This is a genomic window from Halobacillus sp. GSS1 (genome assembly GCF_017307035.1).
Classification (GTDB): Bacteria; Bacillota; Bacilli; order Bacillales; family Halobacillaceae; genus Halobacillus; species Halobacillus litoralis.
Genome location: NZ_JAFLHE010000001.1, coordinates 666,451 through 681,207, shown reverse-complemented (window position 1 = coordinate 681,207; position 14,757 = coordinate 666,451). Strand labels below are relative to the sequence as shown.

Here is a 14,757-nt window from a genome sequence, read left to right as displayed (position 1 = left end):
AAAGACCCTGCTCTTCCGTATGGAATAAGTAAGAAGAAAAAAACGGAGGGGTCATTTATGGAAACCATCAAAAAATATTTGAAGCCATTATTCCTGGCAGGGATTCTACTATTATCTGTAGGCTGCACCAATTCGGAAGACGCAGAGACCCATGCCGAAGAGAATGGAAGCGAAGAAAACATCCGGACCGTTCTGCAGCATAGCTTTACCGGTCCTGATGAGGAACAGGAAAAGTTAATCGAGGGTCCTGAAGACGATGTGGAAGAGTATGCCAAAGAGCTTGGTGATTATCGTGAGGAAAATTTCAAACCCTATTTGACTGAACGTTTCTTTGAAAATTATCTGGTAAATACGAATAGGGCTTTGATGGCTCAGAGCCTCGCACATCCGAATTATACGTTGAGCGTTGAGAATATAGAGATTGAAGAAGAAGAAGACTATTATACGTTCACTGTGGAAGTGTCTTATAAGGATAACGAAAGCAATGAAAGTAAAACGGTTAACGTTGAAGGACATGCGCAAACGAACGAAGAGGACAAATTAACAAGTATCCAATATAGCAACTTTGAAGACCTTCGTACTGCCTTAGAGTAGTAAATAACCGCCCCCGATTTGGAAAACGGGGGCGGTTTGATGTTATAGCTGTCCATCATACCAGGAAAAGTATCCGAAATAGACGGAGAAGGCAATCGTTATACCAAGCATCCCGAACATCATCACAGGAAAAAGCCAATCCTTCCGCTTTACTTTCATCGGCCGGTAAAACGTACGGGCCTTTGCACCGGTGAACCCTTTCGATTCCATCGCGATCGCCGTCCGTTCCGCTTTCCGTATGGCGCCAGCGAGAAGCGGAATTGCGAACCGCTGGTACTGAAGAAGTTTTTCCTTCCAAGAATCCGGCCGGTTGACGCCGCGGATGCGGTGCGCCGCGCGAATCTGTTGGAATTCCGTCTTCAACATCGGCAAAAAGCGATAGCCGGCAAGCACGCCGTAAGCGATTTTCGGTGGCAGCTTCAACTGCTGGATCAGGCTTAATATGAAATGGACCATGTTCGTCGTGAACAAAAACAAAAGGGACAGCGTGGCGAACGCAAGCACCCTCAGGCCGAGGGCGGCCGCCGTCCAGATGTCTTCCGTCGGAAACTCCATCCCTAAGAATGAAACCGAATCAGAAGTCACGGTGCTGGTATCCGAGAAGACCACCGTCGTCCAGAACATCCCGAAGGCGAACAGCGTGAACGGAATGAAATAATACACGTAGTTTCGTTTCTTGAACGTCCCGAACACGAAGGTGACAATTACTGTCCACACGATGTAAAGCAGAGGGGTGACCGGGTCGAACACGAAGGCGAGGAGGAAGACGGCTCCGATGATCGTCAACGCTTTGACTGTCGGGTTTACGTCATGAAGAAACATACGCAGGCTCCTCTCGTGCTGAACCCGACTGTTTCCACTGTTCTCTCGGAGGCAGCTCCAGGTGATGGTCGGCCAAATCCGGACGAGTCCATAGTTCCTTAGACTGACCATCAAAGCTGAGTTCGCCTTCGTTCATGACAAGCACTCTCGTCGCGTATTTGTCGACGAGCTCCATGTCATGGGTGATCATCACAATCGTCGTCCCGTTTTCATGTTTTTCTTTCAAAAGGGACATCAAATCTGAGGTCGACTTTTCATCCTGTCCGAACGTCGGTTCATCGAGGAAAAGCATTCGCTGGTCCTCGACGATCATCGTGGCGACACTCAAACGCCGCTTCTGTCCCTGGCTGAGAAGGAAGGGATGCTGTTCCTCCAGTCCGTCCAACCGGCAGAACTTCAATGTTTCCTCGACAATCCTTGTCCATTCGGCTTCCTTCATCCCGGCATGCTGGAGACTGAAGGCGACTTCATCATAGACCGTGTCCGTAATGAACTGGTGCTCCGGGTTCTGAAAGACATACCCGACTTCTTTTCGCATTTCACTCTCTTTCCATTTCTTCAGGGCGCGGCCGTGCAGAGCCACGCTCCCTTTGCTTGGAGGCTGGATGCCCGCAAGGATTCTTGATAAGGAAGATTTTCCGTTCCCGTTTTCCCCGACGATCGCCACCCATTCTCCTTCATGAAAAGTGACGTTGATGTTCCGCAAAATCGACTTCCAATGCACAGCCTCTGCTTCCAACAACACCTTCCCAGCAGATAGGACAGGACGGTTTTCTGTGAGAGTGATGGCCGGCATGTCTCCGATGTGAAGCGGATAGGGCGGTGTCCACCCCTGTTCCAGCGCTGTCCTTGTGGCATAAGGAAGCTGGATGCCCATCTCATGAATGTCCCGAGCGTACGTTTTCAAATGATCGTGCAGCGGACCATCGTAGGCAAGTTCTCCTTTTTCATTAATAATAAGGACCCGTACCAACAAATCGAGCCAGCCTTCCAACTTATGCTCGATGACAAGCAGAGTGAAAGAATTCTCCTGTTTCAACCTTTTCAGAAGCTGAATGAATTCCTTCCTCGCCACCGGATCCAGATTCGCCGTCGGTTCATCGAGAATCAATACTTCCGGTTCCATGGCGAGGATGCAGGCAAGGGCGATTTTCTGCTTCTGGCCACCGGAGAGGGAGGAGATGTCCGCTGTTTTGTAGACTTCCATTCCAACCTGACGCAGTGCTTGGTCCACTTTTTCCACCATTGACGCATGAGGTGTATTCAAGTTTTCAAGACCAAAGGCCACTTCATCTTCGACCGTGATCATGCAGAACTGTGTCTCGGGATCCTGAAAAACGACGCCGACGTTCTGCGCCATTTCACCGGCAGGATAGGAGTCGGTCCGCTGACCTTGCACGAGAACTTCTCCATTCATGGCACCATCTAATTCACGAGGATAGAGCCCGTTCAAACAGTGGGTGAGGGAGCTTTTTCCCGAACCGCTCGGACCAAGGATCAGCATGTTTTCTCCTTCCTCGATGGAAAAAGTCAGACGCGACAGCACAGGCTTCTGCCTTTCCTCATAACGGAGGGTAAGGTCCTCGACGCGGATCACTTCCTGACTCATGCCGCATGCTTCCTTCGATGTTCTTTTCCTAGAGCGAAGCTTGAGAGGACACCTGTCTTCGCTAAGGCGTCACTGAGCGCTTTGCCTGCGACACCTGAGATGATCGCACCACTGATGATGCGGGCGATGAACATGGCGACGACGTACCCTGTGCTGAGAGCTGCGTAGCCGGAAAGGAAGTACCCCCAGACGAAGCTGAACACCGCAGCCATCACACCGGCAAGCATAAGGGTGAACAGGTCATAGCGCTTATACCTTGTCATAGCGAACGCCGATTCTGCTCCGAGCCCCTGAATCATCCCTGAAACGAGCAACATCGGACCGACCGCATTGCCGAGCAATACCTCAACGGCTGCCGCAATCGTTTCTGATAAAAACGCGGCGCCAGGTTTACGAATGATGTAAGCCGCAATGATCGACACGATGAACCAGATGCCGAAAATGAGGTCATATCCGATCGGACCGAAAAACCCGACGAGAATTTTCCCGACCGGAAGGAAGGCTAGATACACGACCGCAAAGACGACAGAAAGGACGGACATGACGACGATTTCTTTCAGTTTCCAGCTGTTCATTTGTGATCATCCTTATGGGAAGGGCTGTTGGCAGAGACCGTCACGGTCATCACCGTATGTGAAGAGCCGCTCGCTTCCGTCTCTCTGAACACATCCTCAAGTCCATTGAAAATGTCACGCGTATCTCCGTCGAGACGGGTGGAGTAGTGGGCAGGCGTGACTTCAACGCCTTTTTCTTTCATCGCTTCGATTTGACGGTAGATTGTGTCCATGTAGTCCCCGCCACCCATGGGATACAAAGAGAACTTCGCCGCGATGTGTTGTTCAATTTCTCTGGAGTGAGGCTTGTTCAATCGTTCTTCTGATTCATCCATATGAACATCACCGGCCGAATCGCCCGGACAGCCGATCGAAAAGGTCCCTTGAAAAGCGACATGAACACCCGTTTTCGCGATATGTAACAGAATCGCTTCGGTGACATCAAAGACATGCTCCATCCGGCCGCGCACCGTCGTCGTGACGTCATCCGTCTTCATCCACACTTTCGAGCTGTCCACCTCATTCAGACTAGCCTTGATGTAATCCACGAAGTTGTCGGCCATCGGATGCACGGAAAAAGAGCACCCCGCGATTCTTGAAGTTCCCCAGTTGTTTTCCATTTCTAATTCCTCCTTTTTTTGAGTACAAAAAAAACTGCATCCCACGGGAATGCAGTCTACCAATCATAAAGGAAGAACCAGTCAGGTCCTTGTGAATGTCGACTGCACTTCCCCACGCTAGTATTATCTAGTTCGGGTTCCAAGGGTCGGAATTTTTCCTCTCAGCCGCCTCAAGCAGCTCCCCCAGTGCAACACGCGTATGCAATTCTTGTACGTTGCTTCCATCGTAGCGGAGAGTCATAGATTTGTAAACCACCTTTTTCCTGAAAAAACAAATGGACCGGACCGCCAAACGGCGGATCCGGTCCATTCCTTATGCTTTCGACAAGCGTAACTTCATCACATTCTCATCTATGAAACAATCGATATAGGGTACGCGTTCATAAGGGTAATACGTGAGGGAGGTGGGGATCACTTCCATCATTTGATACAGGTCCTCTGTTGAAGCCACATCATTCAAAACCAATTGGACGTCTTCACCAGTCATCGAGGAGAACTTGGCCGAAGTGTAACCTTCATTTTTCATAAATTGGAGTAGATCCATTGTAGTCTCCTTATTATCTGACCTTGAACCTTACATTTTCCCTAAATAGCAAATTCCGAAACATCGGTCATGACATTTCCTTCACGACATCTCTCTAACTGTTATTCTACTATAATAAGACAAAAGAAGGAAGCAAAGAGTTTCGACAAAAAAACAGGAGCTGCATCGCTTCTTGTCGTCCATCAGTAATAAGGGGAAATCATCAAGTAGACGATGACTCCAGTGAGACTGACGTACAGCCATAACGGCATCGTCCAACGCGCGATTTTCCTGTGCTTATCGACCTTCATCGCAAGTCCGCGGAACAAAGTGAGTAGCGCAAGTGGTACGATGAGGGCTGCCAGTACGATATGGGTGATCAAAATGAAATAATAGATGCCGGCAACGATCCCTTCGCCGCCGAAGGACGTCGACTCTGCCATCGAATGGTACGTCAGGTACGAAACGAGGAAAAGAGCCGTCGATGTGAAGGCAGCGAAAATGAAGCGCTTGTGCCACTTCACGTTTTTCCTGATGATCATGAACAAGGCAGCAACCAGGAACACGAACGTAAAGGAATTCAAGACCGCATTCAGAAGGGGGAGGAGTTTAATATTGAAACCGAGATCCCCGTCGACTTTAGGTAAGAACAATAAGGCCACAACAATAAGGTTGATGGCGATGGAAAGCCCCACGACCCATGGGACGTAATTGAATTTTTTCATGGTATCGATCCTTTCTCAATCTCTTTATATAGAATCCTAGTCAAGTATAAAGAAAGAGAGAGGAGAATGCTATGACAGAAAACGCACAATTTGTCGAGGGAACACATTTTAATTGAAAACAGGACGCACGCAGGCCTTCGAAACATGAAAAAAGGCATGTCATGAATAAAGAGATGGGGCAAAAGCTCCATCTCTTTTTCTTCGTTCTGGGTGAATGGGCAAACCGATGACGACGAAAACCCATAGGATACTACACAGAAAGGAGGGACTTCGATGTCCGAAAGAAACTTGTTCCTCAGATTCATAGGCACAGGACTCGAATTCATTGTATCCGGCTTCCTCGCCATTCTCTACACAGCAACGCAGGACACTGGGCGCGGCTTCGATCCGAACCCCGTCTTTTGGAAAGCCTTCATCATCATCCATGTCTCGCTTCTCCTCGTCATTCCGCTGCTTGCGAAAGGAAGGACGCTCGGCATGCTGTTGATGCATCTCACCATTGAAACGAATGCAGGAAAGCCGCCGAACTTCATGCAGATTCTCATCCGTGTGATCCTCGGGTTCGGCCCGGTCATCCTTACCCAGGGAATGTGGTATTGGATTTCCTTCGTTACCGGTTTGATGGATCCGAAAGGGAGAGGGTGGAGTGAGATGATCTCTTTTACGACGATAAAATGGAAAGAGCCTCCACCGGAATAGGAGACTCAGGACGCAGTTGGTTTCCGGTATCGGAACAAGCTTGCACTTATTAAAATGAATGTGATCAACACAAGGATCCACATCGCATCCCGGTAAGCAGAAAATGATAGGGACTGGATCCAGTCGTGATAAAGTTCGATCGCGAGCCAGCCGATCGGGAAAATCGGCGCCGCTTTTGCATAGGAAGCATTCAGGGCTGCCTTTCCTTCCTCCGTTTTTCCCTTCTTCCCCCAAGTAAAGCGTAAGAGATAAACGAGCGCTATTAGAAAGATTGGTGTCAACAAAAGTCCTACGAACATCATTTTTCTTCCTCCTTTCTAATCTGTTCACTAATGGTTTGATCCAAGTACTCATCCATGGGATCTCTCTGTCCGATTTTTTTTAGTCCGTCTCCGATGAAGTAGCCGGCTAAGGCGATTCCTGCTGCCAGGATGACAGCATCGAGTGAAAATTCCATTGGTTAGAACCTCCGTCCTGTTCTTTCTCTCTATTCTTATACGCAAGGCAAAGAGAAAGGTTTCAGGGAAGGGGACCTCATTCTCTGATTTCTCATCAAAATAAAAAGACAGAAAATTCCCTCACTTCATTTACGAGCTAAGTGTAAGGTGGTAAAATTTATCATTGTAATGAAGTAAAGAATACAAAGGAGAGAGGGCAATGGGAAACGATCTACTCTATGCAAAATCATATTTTGAGAGACTGCCGGAACTTGGAGATTTGGCACCAGAAGCGTTCAAGGCTTTTGTAGCTTTCGATAAAAAAGCACTTGAACCAGGAAAGCTGGACGGGAAATTAAAGGAATTGATCGCTGTAGCGGTTGCTCACGTGACGGGCTGCCCTTACTGCATCGATGTGCATGTGAAAAATGTGAAGAAGCAGGAAGCCACGAAAGAAGAAGTGTCAGAAGCGATTCTTGTAGCAACAGCACTGAAGGCAGGTTCTTCGATCTCACACAGTGTCAATGCATTGAATACATACGATGAAAAAGGCGACGATGCTTTGTATAAAGCTTCTTACTTCGGCCGTCTGAAAGAGCTCTCCAATCTTAATGGGGATGCGTTTCATGCGTTTGTCGATTTTGATCAGCAATCCATGAAAGACGGATCGATTTCCGCTAAAGATAAAGAGCTCATTGCCGTAGCGGCGGCGCATACAACAGGCTGTCCTTACTGCATCGATGTTCATACGAAAGGTGCGAAAAAGCAGGGTGCTGCAAAAGAGGAGGTAGCGGAAGCGATATTTGTTGCTACGGCATTGAAAGCAGGTTCTGCTTTAGCTCATAGTGTAAATGCGTTGAATGCATATGATGACGAATAAAGTAATGAGAAACCATTCTGGTTAATTTGAAAATTATAAAGTAGGAATGCCAAAATAATTAATGCTGAATTTATAACAAAATGCACTGTTGATTCAAATGAAAAAATTCGCTTACGAGTGTTTATGCAGAGCAATCCCCACCTTCTTAGATGGTGGGGATTTTTTTATTCCATAATTATTTAAAGTGTGTTTGTAAAAAAGAGTACACGGATATTTTGCCACGATAAAAGTGTTTTTATGACTTATTTCATGGTTTTTAGCAAATATTAGAGGTTGAAACAGGAGGTGAATGCATGAAAATCAAAGGACCGATTTTATTAGGCATATTAATTGCAGCTATTTTGAACGGTTGCGCAGGCAACGAACCAAATGAACCGGAAGATGTAAATTACCAACCAACACGATATGACCAGGACGATCAGAGAAACCGCTTGGAGAGAGATAACGGAGAGGATACAAGGCCTGATGTTGATTATCCGATTATCGATCATGAGGATCAGGAGGTCGATTTTGGTAACCGGGAGATTGACCTTGAGGAACCTTTTGATAGGAAAAACAATCATGACGATAACCGGGAAATGGATGAATAACTGATACAATACCTCGTTGTACATCAGAAAAGCCCTGGCCTCTGCCAGGGACTATCTTTTCCTGTCGACTTTTTTAAAAGTAATGTTCGTTGTCATTTTTGAGCTCGAAAAACTTTAAATTTATCATATCAGCCACTTCATTTCATCTACTTTAGGAGAGGGTATGCTTTAGCATACTTACCCTTCCGTTCGCTTCTCTCCAGAATTTTATCCTTAGTTTTACGCAGGATTAAAGACCTTCATTTACCAGTTTACTTCTAATGCGCGTGTGGTAACATATACATAATTAGAACAAACGTTCGCATTTATATTAAGGAAGTGATCATCAATGAATGGAGTATTGAGAAGAGGTTTAGAGGAGAAGCAACAACTGGAACTCATCTACATGGCTGACAAAGGGAAGATCTCACAGCGGGTCATCCGCGTAGTATCCATCAAAGAGGAGGCCGTCCTTGCTTATTGTTACACCCGTAAGACGGTTCGCTCATTCAAGCTTGCCAATATTTTGTCGGTAACCCCTTATAAAAAGAGGGAGCGCTATAAAAAGACACCTTGAAATCCAGTCATCGAAATATGGTGAATGTACGGTTGCTCTTGCGGAAACTAGAGGAGGTACATTAGGCTGATTGAGATTTGCAAGAAAGTGAGTATGTAAAAAAGAACCACAAAATAGTGGTTCTTTAGTCTTTCATGGATCCTGCCTCACGCGATGTCATGGCGCCTATCCCTGCGCTTACATCCTTTTGAATTTCCTGCTTTACTTTATTTGGATCTGTTCCGGAACGTCCTGGCTTTAATGATTTCGGCTCCTCTATTCTTCCTTGTCCGACTTCGGTTCCTGCCTTTATCTGGTTCTTTGCCACTACCCATCACCTCCATACTTGTAGGTTTAACAACAACTCAAAAAATAATCGGGTTTATAGACCTTGTCTCTATAGCGCAACCCCGGAAAGTTGATCAACCATCCCTTCGTTAGAGTGTAAACGAGTGAAAATGTATTCCGGGGAACTTGAGCTTCGGAAAATGATTCGGAAGGGTATTCTTCGAAAATCACAAATTTGAAGTTTATGGGATTTGTCCTCCATGCCATTGAAGTGGTAGGTTGCTCACATTAAAAGTAATGATTACTATTTACAAATCGTAATCATTACTATAAAATTAATTTTGCAATTAAAGGAGGAAAGTAAATGTTTAAGAAATTTTTAGGAATTTGGAGTTTATGTTTGGTTATCTTTACACTTGCTGCATGTAATGGGGAAGAGGCAAGCAGTGAAGGTAGTGAAAAGGAATTTGAGGGTTCAACAGAAGAGATGAAGGTGTTCACAACGGTTTATCCGCTACAGTATTTCACAGAACAAATCGCTGGCGAATTAGCTTCAGTAGAAACAATTCTGCCACCGGGAACCGATCCGCATACATATGAACCAACGACGAAAGAAATGATAGAAATCGCTGAATCGGATGCTTTCATCTATAACGGTGCAGGATTAGAGCCTTACGCGAAGAAAATCTCTGATTCTATCGAGTCGGAAGAGGTTCAAATTCTCGAAGCATCCAAAGGCATAGATTTAAAAGATCACAGTCATAACCACGGCGAAGAAGGTAGCCATGACGACCATGCTGACGAAGAAGGCAGTCATGATGAACATGAGGACGAAGGTAGTCATGAAGGGGAGCATGAGGGGCATTATCATGGCGACCAGGACCCTCACGTTTGGCTAGATCCGATTCGTTCCATTGAAATGGCCGAACATATTAAAGATACATTAGTTGAAATAAACCCTGAACAGGAAGACGTATTCCAAGAAAACTTTGAGACGTTGAAAGAAGATCTTGAACGTTTAGACGAAGAGTTCCATACGAAAATGGAAAGCCTGCCTGGGAATAAGATTATCGTATCCCATGCCGCTTATGGTTATTGGGAAGAAAATTACGGAATAGAGCAGGTGGCGGTGTCTGGACTAAGCCCTGCGAATGAACCTTCACAGAAGGACCTGGAAAATATCGTGAAAACGGCTGAAGAAAATGGCTTGAATCACGTACTTTTCGAACAGAATGTAACCCCTAAAGTAGCAGAAGTTGTACGCCAGGAAATCGACGCCGAGACGTTACGCATCCATAACTTATCTGTCTTAACAGAAGAAGATCTTGAAAATGATGAGGATTACTTCAGCCTCATGAAGCGTAACTTAGAAGTCCTTTCAACCGCTTTAGCGAATCCTTCGGCAGCTTCAGACAACACTGAAGAATCTGAGGAGCACGATCATGACCACAGCCATGAACATGGGCATGACGAGGAAGCGCAGAAAATTTATGAGGGCTATTTTGAAGACAGCCAAGTGGAGGACCGAAAACTTTCCGATTGGGAAGGAGACTGGCAGTCGGTGTACCCACACCATAAAGACGGAACGCTTGATGAAGTCTATGCTCATAAAGCAGAAGAAGGGGACAAGACAGCGGAAGAATACAAGGAATATTATGAGCAGGGGTATAAGACAGATGTGAATCGTATTGATATTCACGGAAAGACCGTCACTTTTTATGAAGATGGAAAAGAACGATCCGGGGAATATGTCTCGGATGGGTACGAAATCTTGACTTACGATAAAGGCAATAGAGGGGTAAGATACATCTTCAAACTGGAGGAAGAAGCGGAAGGCCTTCCAACGTATATTCAGTTCAGTGACCACAGTATCTATCCAACCAAAGCGGACCACTATCATCTTTACTGGGGCGATGACCGTGAGGCTTTGCTTGAGGAAGTGAGTCACTGGCCGACCTACTATCCATTAGATATGGATGGACAGGAGATCGCCCATGAAATGATGGCCCATTAGAAGGCTATTTTGTTTAGAGTGACTGTTCCAGCTGATTTAAAGAGGAATGGGGAGAGCTGAAGACTGATTCTGTTCTTCAGCTTTTCTAGTAATCGTGCATCCATATCTATGGGTGTTCAATGATTTATTCTACACAAAACACTTCCATTTGGAGTGTGGAGAGGAATAAGTATGAAACAGACTCGTAAGACGATTGATTTCACACGCAAAAATGATTTCATTATTCCTGTCGTATGGAGAAGGAAATTAAAAATTGAAGAAGGCATGACCGTGATGTTTAACGTTGAGAATCATCGGATTGTGATTAAGCCCGCTTATCACAAAACCCTCGACGTGATGAGCACGGTAGGAAGGAAGGGACTAATTTATGTTCCGAAAGAAATCCGTACGTATTTTGAACAGAAAGGCTTCAAACGTTTCCAAATGGATATAGAAGAAGGAGAGAAGGCTGTAATCATGAAGCCTTTGCAGGAAGAAGAAACGGTTCTCACACATCTTAACAAATAGTATATTAATGTCAGAGACTACCTAAAATGTTATGCCTTAGAACATTGTCATCACGAAAAGAGCGAACCACTATCATGTGGTTCGCTCTTTTCGTGATCCATACTCTATTAATAGAACGATCTCATGGTCGAATGACTCACTATTAATAATCACTCTAGATCAATGATTGGATCGAATCCACCAATGACCAAGCGACCTATGATCATCGTATTGAAGAATACCAACCTACCTACTCGGTGTGCTCCGAACAATTGAGGTCTATGAATTACATTCAGGAAAGAAGTTGGTCGATACGCATATTTTTCCTCCTTCAATAGTAGATTGTATTAAATAGTAACAGTTACTATTTATCAAATGGAGGAGGATGCTGCTCGTGCCCACACCGACTTATATGATTAGTGGCTTTTTAGGTAGTGGAAAAACCACCGTCTTATTAAAAATGATAGAAGAATGCGAGAGGAAGAACCGACGGGTAGGCGTGATTTTAAATGAACTGGGAGAAGTAAATATAGAAAAACCTCTCTTTCAGAAACAAAACGTGAAAGAACTATTAAACGGCTGCATATGCTGTACTATCAAAAAGGATTTAGAGACGACGTTGAATGAATTTATACTAGAGGCGCAAAAGAATGAACTGGATCTTTTGATCATTGAAGGAACAGGCGTTTCCAACCCTCTCGAAGTAAAGAAAGTATTAGAGAATCCTATGTATTCGTCTCATTTTCGTTTGTATTCGATGATTAGTTTGATAGATTCAAGTACCTTTTTAGAGTATCAGAGTGTGTTTTCAAGTACGGCGGACATACGGAAACTGCTGGAAGAACAGATCACCAGCGCCGATCTCATTCTATTGAATAAACAGGACCTGACCAAAGGGAAGACATTAAATAAAACCATCAGGAAAATCAAAAGTCTTACAGGGGAGTCCGTCCCGATCTTTCAGACATCCTATGGGCGTGTCCCATCACTCGAGTTATGGAAGAAGCGAATACAACCTTCTATCCAGTCTTCAGCGGAAAGGAGAGAAGAGGAAGGTCATTCCCATCACCACTCCGGGTTGCGTGCCGTGAAGCTCGTGCCCGTAACAAAGATGAAGAAACGAGAGTTGGAGAGTTGGTTGAGCGACTTACCTGAAACCATCTTAAGAGGAAAAGGAGTCGTGAATCTTGAAGGTCATGAAGGCCTTTATTCCTTTCAATTTTCCTCCAACATGCTCGAGTTTGAGAAGATTAAACATCCAGCAGGCATACATCCGGCAATTATTTTGATTGGTGATCAGCTCCAGCGAACAGAACTCATGCACAGCTTCAGCCGGTTAGGGAAGGTCTGAAATTGGTGAAGCAGCTAAGACGATGCAGAATGGACGCTCGAAGATAACAGTAGAACGAGAAAAAGTACGGGATAGGAGGAAGCTATGACTTTTAGGCTTTACAACACAGTATTGGATGTGACAGCCGTTTTAGCTTTTGTTATGGTTGCTTATTTTGTTACTTATAGTCAATGGCTTGGAAAGAATGCTTCAATGATCCTGCCCGATTCCTTCAACCAGCTGAACACGATCTTCCTCAGCCTCATCATTGAGGCCATACCTTTTGTACTCATTGGCGTTCTCATTGCCGGATGTATTCAAATGTTTATTACAGAAGAACATGTGAAGCGGTGGATCCCGCAAAATAAGTACCGGGCGATCCTGATGGGCTGTCTGGTGGGATCTGTTTTTCCCGCCTGTGAATGTGGCATCGTCCCCATTGTCAGGCGGCTGGTAGCAAAAGGAGTGCCCTTGCCCGCGAGTATTGGATTTCTTCTGACGGGACCATTGATCAACCCGATTGTCATTTTATCTACGTATATGGCCTTTGGGAATGATATGAGAATGGCAGGGTTACGGATGGGTGTGGGTTTTGTTGCGGCGCTGCTGATCGCCCTCTTCATCAGCACTTTATTCAAGACCAACCAGCTCAAACACTCGGTTTCCGGTTTGTATGGCTCTGAAGGGTCCCCGCAAATAGAGGTATCGTTCATGAAAAAACTAAAAGGAATGTGTGTCCATTCGATTGACGAATTTTTCGATATGGGGAAGTACTTAATCATTGGTGCTTTCGTTGCTGCCTTTGTTCAGACGTATGTACAAGCCCAGTCCCTCTTTTTGTTCGGCGAAGGATTGATGGGGGCGACGGTCGTCATGATGGGGCTTGCCTTCGTGTTGTCCTTATGTTCAGAGGCGGACGCTTTTATCGGAGCTTCCTTTAGCAGTTTGTTCCCTTCCGGCGCTGTTTTAGCTTTCTTAATCTATGGACCTATGATCGATTTGAAAAATACGATCATGCTGTTGAGTGTGTTCAAGTCCAGGTTCGTGTTCACATTGTTCCTTTCTATCACGGTCATTGTATTCATATGTACGATCACTATATCTATGGTGGGAAGGTGAATAGGCGGTGCGCTTTCACTTTTATCAATTCATGAAACTGATCCTATTAGCCGCCTTCGCTTTTTTCCTTATCCAATTGCACCATACCGGGGATATTGTGAAATTGATCAACCCCAAATATGTCCTGATGAGTCAGGTGGCCGCAGGTGTGATCGTTCTTCTGTTCTTCGTCCAGCTGGGGAGAGTATGGCAGGGGAATAGCAATGAACATGACTTCTGCGCTCCGGGGTGCACGGAGGACCATGATCACAAGCAGTCGTATGTGAAAAGGTGGGTGAGTTACTTGGTTCTCCTTTTTCCTTTATGTACAGGATTTGGACTGGAGCTCACCTCCCTGGATGCTACGATTGCCAAAAATAAAGGTTCCCTTCTCCCCCAAGGAGGAAATGCTTATCAAGAGGAAGCATCATCGAAACCACCGACTCTCGATGAGAACAAGCCGATCCCCAACAACAACTATTTGACGGATGAAGAATATGAACAGAAAATGGGCCTTCTCAACGATGAAGTGATTGAAATGAACGAGGATATTTTCGCTTCGTATTATCATGAAATAGAAGAAAATCTCCATCAATATAAAGGGAAAACGATTCAAATGAAAGGTTTTGTGTACAAAGAGGAAGGATTGGATCCCAATCAGCTCGTTGTGGCAAGGTTTCTGATCACCCACTGCGTCGCCGATGCCAGGGTCATTGGATGGTTGAGTGAATCGGACGAGGCCGTTAACTTTGGTGTAGATACGTGGGTGGAAGTGCGTGGTGTGATTGATGTTGGTGAGTATAATGGTGTCGAACTTCCAATCATCCAGATAAAAGAAATCACCCCTATTCCTGAGCCGACCAATCCTTACATTTTCCCTATTTTGACGAAGGTTCTTTAAAGTCCGTCTTAATTAAGGGACATACCTTTTCGAAAAAAATAAAAAACTTTCA

19 protein-coding genes and 1 riboswitch are annotated in these 14,757 nt (G+C 45.3%); of the genes, 10 read left to right on the top strand and 9 right to left on the bottom strand.

Going from position 1 to position 14,757, the window contains the following annotated elements; translation table 11 throughout:
• The first annotated feature begins 57 nt into the window (after positions 1-57).
• Positions 58-594, top strand: coding sequence for a hypothetical protein (locus J0K78_RS03470; protein WP_206945399.1), 537 nt, complete (start codon positions 58-60; stop codon positions 592-594).
• Between the two features lie 42 nt (positions 595-636).
• Here J0K78_RS03470 and J0K78_RS03465 read toward each other — a convergent pair whose 3' ends face one another.
• From J0K78_RS03465 to J0K78_RS03440, 6 genes are all read right to left on the bottom strand, one after another.
• Positions 637-1,416: an energy-coupling factor transporter transmembrane component T family protein gene (locus J0K78_RS03465; RefSeq protein ID WP_206945900.1), complete on the bottom strand. Its 780-nt coding sequence runs from the start codon at positions 1,414-1,416 to the stop codon at positions 637-639.
• Positions 1,403-3,025: an ABC transporter ATP-binding protein gene (locus J0K78_RS03460; RefSeq protein WP_206945398.1), complete on the bottom strand. Its 1,623-nt coding sequence runs from the start codon at positions 3,023-3,025 to the stop codon at positions 1,403-1,405. The genes J0K78_RS03465 and J0K78_RS03460 overlap by 14 nt, the downstream gene beginning before the upstream one ends.
• Positions 3,022-3,600: an ECF transporter S component gene (locus J0K78_RS03455; protein WP_206945397.1), complete on the bottom strand. Its 579-nt coding sequence runs from the start codon at positions 3,598-3,600 to the stop codon at positions 3,022-3,024. Before J0K78_RS03455 ends, J0K78_RS03460 begins: the two co-directional genes overlap by 4 nt.
• Positions 3,597-4,199: a YkoF family thiamine/hydroxymethylpyrimidine-binding protein gene (locus J0K78_RS03450; protein WP_206945396.1), complete on the bottom strand. Its 603-nt coding sequence runs from the start codon at positions 4,197-4,199 to the stop codon at positions 3,597-3,599. The genes J0K78_RS03455 and J0K78_RS03450 overlap by 4 nt, the downstream gene beginning before the upstream one ends.
• A gap of 92 nt (positions 4,200-4,291) precedes the next feature.
• A riboswitch (TPP riboswitch) is annotated at positions 4,292-4,394 on the bottom strand.
• 118 nt (positions 4,395-4,512) lie between these two features.
• Complete coding sequence (locus J0K78_RS03445; RefSeq protein ID WP_206945395.1) at positions 4,513-4,743, bottom strand: hypothetical protein; 231 nt, start codon at positions 4,741-4,743, stop codon at positions 4,513-4,515.
• A gap of 182 nt (positions 4,744-4,925) precedes the next feature.
• Positions 4,926-5,447: a DUF420 domain-containing protein gene (locus tag J0K78_RS03440; protein WP_160914531.1), complete on the bottom strand. Its 522-nt coding sequence runs from the start codon at positions 5,445-5,447 to the stop codon at positions 4,926-4,928.
• Positions 5,448-5,720: 273 nt separating this feature from the next.
• On the opposite strand from J0K78_RS03440, the gene J0K78_RS03435 reads away from it, so the two are divergent.
• Entirely contained in the window at positions 5,721-6,146 is a 426-nt protein-coding gene (locus J0K78_RS03435) for an RDD family protein (protein WP_206945394.1), read from the top strand.
• A gap of 5 nt (positions 6,147-6,151) precedes the next feature.
• Here J0K78_RS03435 and J0K78_RS03430 read toward each other — a convergent pair whose 3' ends face one another.
• Both J0K78_RS03430 and J0K78_RS03425 read right to left on the bottom strand, forming a co-directional pair.
• Positions 6,152-6,448, bottom strand: coding sequence for a hypothetical protein (locus J0K78_RS03430; protein ID WP_206945393.1), 297 nt, complete (start codon positions 6,446-6,448; stop codon positions 6,152-6,154).
• Entirely contained in the window at positions 6,445-6,603 is a 159-nt protein-coding gene (locus tag J0K78_RS03425; RefSeq protein WP_206945392.1) for a hypothetical protein, read from the bottom strand. The genes J0K78_RS03430 and J0K78_RS03425 overlap by 4 nt, the downstream gene beginning before the upstream one ends.
• 200 nt (positions 6,604-6,803) lie before the next feature.
• Here J0K78_RS03425 and J0K78_RS03420 point away from each other — a divergent pair, with 200 nt between their 5' ends.
• From J0K78_RS03420 to J0K78_RS03410, 3 genes are all read left to right on the top strand, one after another.
• A complete protein-coding gene (locus J0K78_RS03420; RefSeq protein WP_206945391.1) occupies positions 6,804-7,463 on the top strand; it encodes a carboxymuconolactone decarboxylase family protein in 660 nt (219 codons plus the stop codon).
• Positions 7,464-7,756: 293 nt separating this feature from the next.
• Positions 7,757-8,053, top strand: a complete 297-nt coding sequence (locus J0K78_RS03415; protein ID WP_206945390.1) for a hypothetical protein — start codon at positions 7,757-7,759, stop codon at positions 8,051-8,053.
• Positions 8,054-8,381: 328 nt separating this feature from the next.
• Complete coding sequence (locus tag J0K78_RS03410) at positions 8,382-8,609, top strand: WYL domain-containing protein (protein WP_206945389.1); 228 nt, start codon at positions 8,382-8,384, stop codon at positions 8,607-8,609.
• A 124-nt stretch (positions 8,610-8,733) separates the two neighbouring features.
• Here J0K78_RS03410 and J0K78_RS03405 read toward each other — a convergent pair whose 3' ends face one another.
• Positions 8,734-8,916, bottom strand: a complete 183-nt coding sequence (locus J0K78_RS03405; protein ID WP_206945928.1) for a hypothetical protein — start codon at positions 8,914-8,916, stop codon at positions 8,734-8,736.
• A gap of 324 nt (positions 8,917-9,240) precedes the next feature.
• Between J0K78_RS03405 and J0K78_RS03400 the strand changes: the two genes are divergently transcribed.
• The 5 genes from J0K78_RS03400 (at position 9,241) to J0K78_RS03380 (ending at position 14,705) form a co-directional block, all read left to right on the top strand.
• The gene (locus J0K78_RS03400; RefSeq protein WP_206945388.1) at positions 9,241-10,890 is read left to right on the top strand and encodes a metal ABC transporter solute-binding protein, Zn/Mn family; all 1,650 of its coding nucleotides are present in this window, start codon (positions 9,241-9,243) and stop codon (positions 10,888-10,890) included.
• Between the two features lie 171 nt (positions 10,891-11,061).
• Positions 11,062-11,397, top strand: a complete 336-nt coding sequence (locus J0K78_RS03395; RefSeq protein WP_206945387.1) for an AbrB/MazE/SpoVT family DNA-binding domain-containing protein — start codon at positions 11,062-11,064, stop codon at positions 11,395-11,397.
• A gap of 373 nt (positions 11,398-11,770) precedes the next feature.
• Positions 11,771-12,727, top strand: a complete 957-nt coding sequence (locus J0K78_RS03390; RefSeq protein ID WP_206945386.1) for a CobW family GTP-binding protein — start codon at positions 11,771-11,773, stop codon at positions 12,725-12,727.
• 84 nt (positions 12,728-12,811) lie between these two features.
• Entirely contained in the window at positions 12,812-13,825 is a 1,014-nt protein-coding gene (locus J0K78_RS03385; RefSeq protein WP_206945385.1) for a permease, read from the top strand.
• Between the two features lie 7 nt (positions 13,826-13,832).
• A complete protein-coding gene (locus tag J0K78_RS03380; RefSeq protein WP_206945384.1) occupies positions 13,833-14,705 on the top strand; it encodes a TIGR03943 family putative permease subunit in 873 nt (290 codons plus the stop codon).
• Positions 14,706-14,757: the final 52 nt, after the last annotated feature.

Coding starts and splice junctions, on each gene's coding strand:
- J0K78_RS03420 (WP_206945391.1), top strand. CDS start 6,804: ATGGGAAACGATCTACTCTATGCAAAATCATATTTTGAGAGACTGCCG.
- J0K78_RS03435 (WP_206945394.1), top strand. CDS start 5,721: ATGTCCGAAAGAAACTTGTTCCTCAGATTCATAGGCACAGGACTCGAA.
- J0K78_RS03410 (WP_206945389.1), top strand. CDS start 8,382: ATGAATGGAGTATTGAGAAGAGGTTTAGAGGAGAAGCAACAACTGGAA.
- J0K78_RS03395 (WP_206945387.1), top strand. CDS start 11,062: ATGAAACAGACTCGTAAGACGATTGATTTCACACGCAAAAATGATTTC.
- J0K78_RS03385 (WP_206945385.1), top strand. CDS start 12,812: ATGACTTTTAGGCTTTACAACACAGTATTGGATGTGACAGCCGTTTTA.
- J0K78_RS03445 (WP_206945395.1), bottom strand. CDS start 4,743: ATGGATCTACTCCAATTTATGAAAAATGAAGGTTACACTTCGGCCAAG.
- J0K78_RS03425 (WP_206945392.1), bottom strand. CDS start 6,603: ATGGAATTTTCACTCGATGCTGTCATCCTGGCAGCAGGAATCGCCTTA.
- J0K78_RS03465 (WP_206945900.1), bottom strand. CDS start 1,416: ATGTTTCTTCATGACGTAAACCCGACAGTCAAAGCGTTGACGATCATC.
- J0K78_RS03455 (WP_206945397.1), bottom strand. CDS start 3,600: ATGAACAGCTGGAAACTGAAAGAAATCGTCGTCATGTCCGTCCTTTCT.
- J0K78_RS03400 (WP_206945388.1), top strand. CDS start 9,241: ATGTTTAAGAAATTTTTAGGAATTTGGAGTTTATGTTTGGTTATCTTT.
- J0K78_RS03460 (WP_206945398.1), bottom strand. CDS start 3,025: ATGAGTCAGGAAGTGATCCGCGTCGAGGACCTTACCCTCCGTTATGAG.
- J0K78_RS03440 (WP_160914531.1), bottom strand. CDS start 5,447: ATGAAAAAATTCAATTACGTCCCATGGGTCGTGGGGCTTTCCATCGCC.
- J0K78_RS03470 (WP_206945399.1), top strand. CDS start 58: ATGGAAACCATCAAAAAATATTTGAAGCCATTATTCCTGGCAGGGATT.
- J0K78_RS03430 (WP_206945393.1), bottom strand. CDS start 6,448: ATGATGTTCGTAGGACTTTTGTTGACACCAATCTTTCTAATAGCGCTC.
- J0K78_RS03450 (WP_206945396.1), bottom strand. CDS start 4,199: ATGGAAAACAACTGGGGAACTTCAAGAATCGCGGGGTGCTCTTTTTCC.
- J0K78_RS03415 (WP_206945390.1), top strand. CDS start 7,757: ATGAAAATCAAAGGACCGATTTTATTAGGCATATTAATTGCAGCTATT.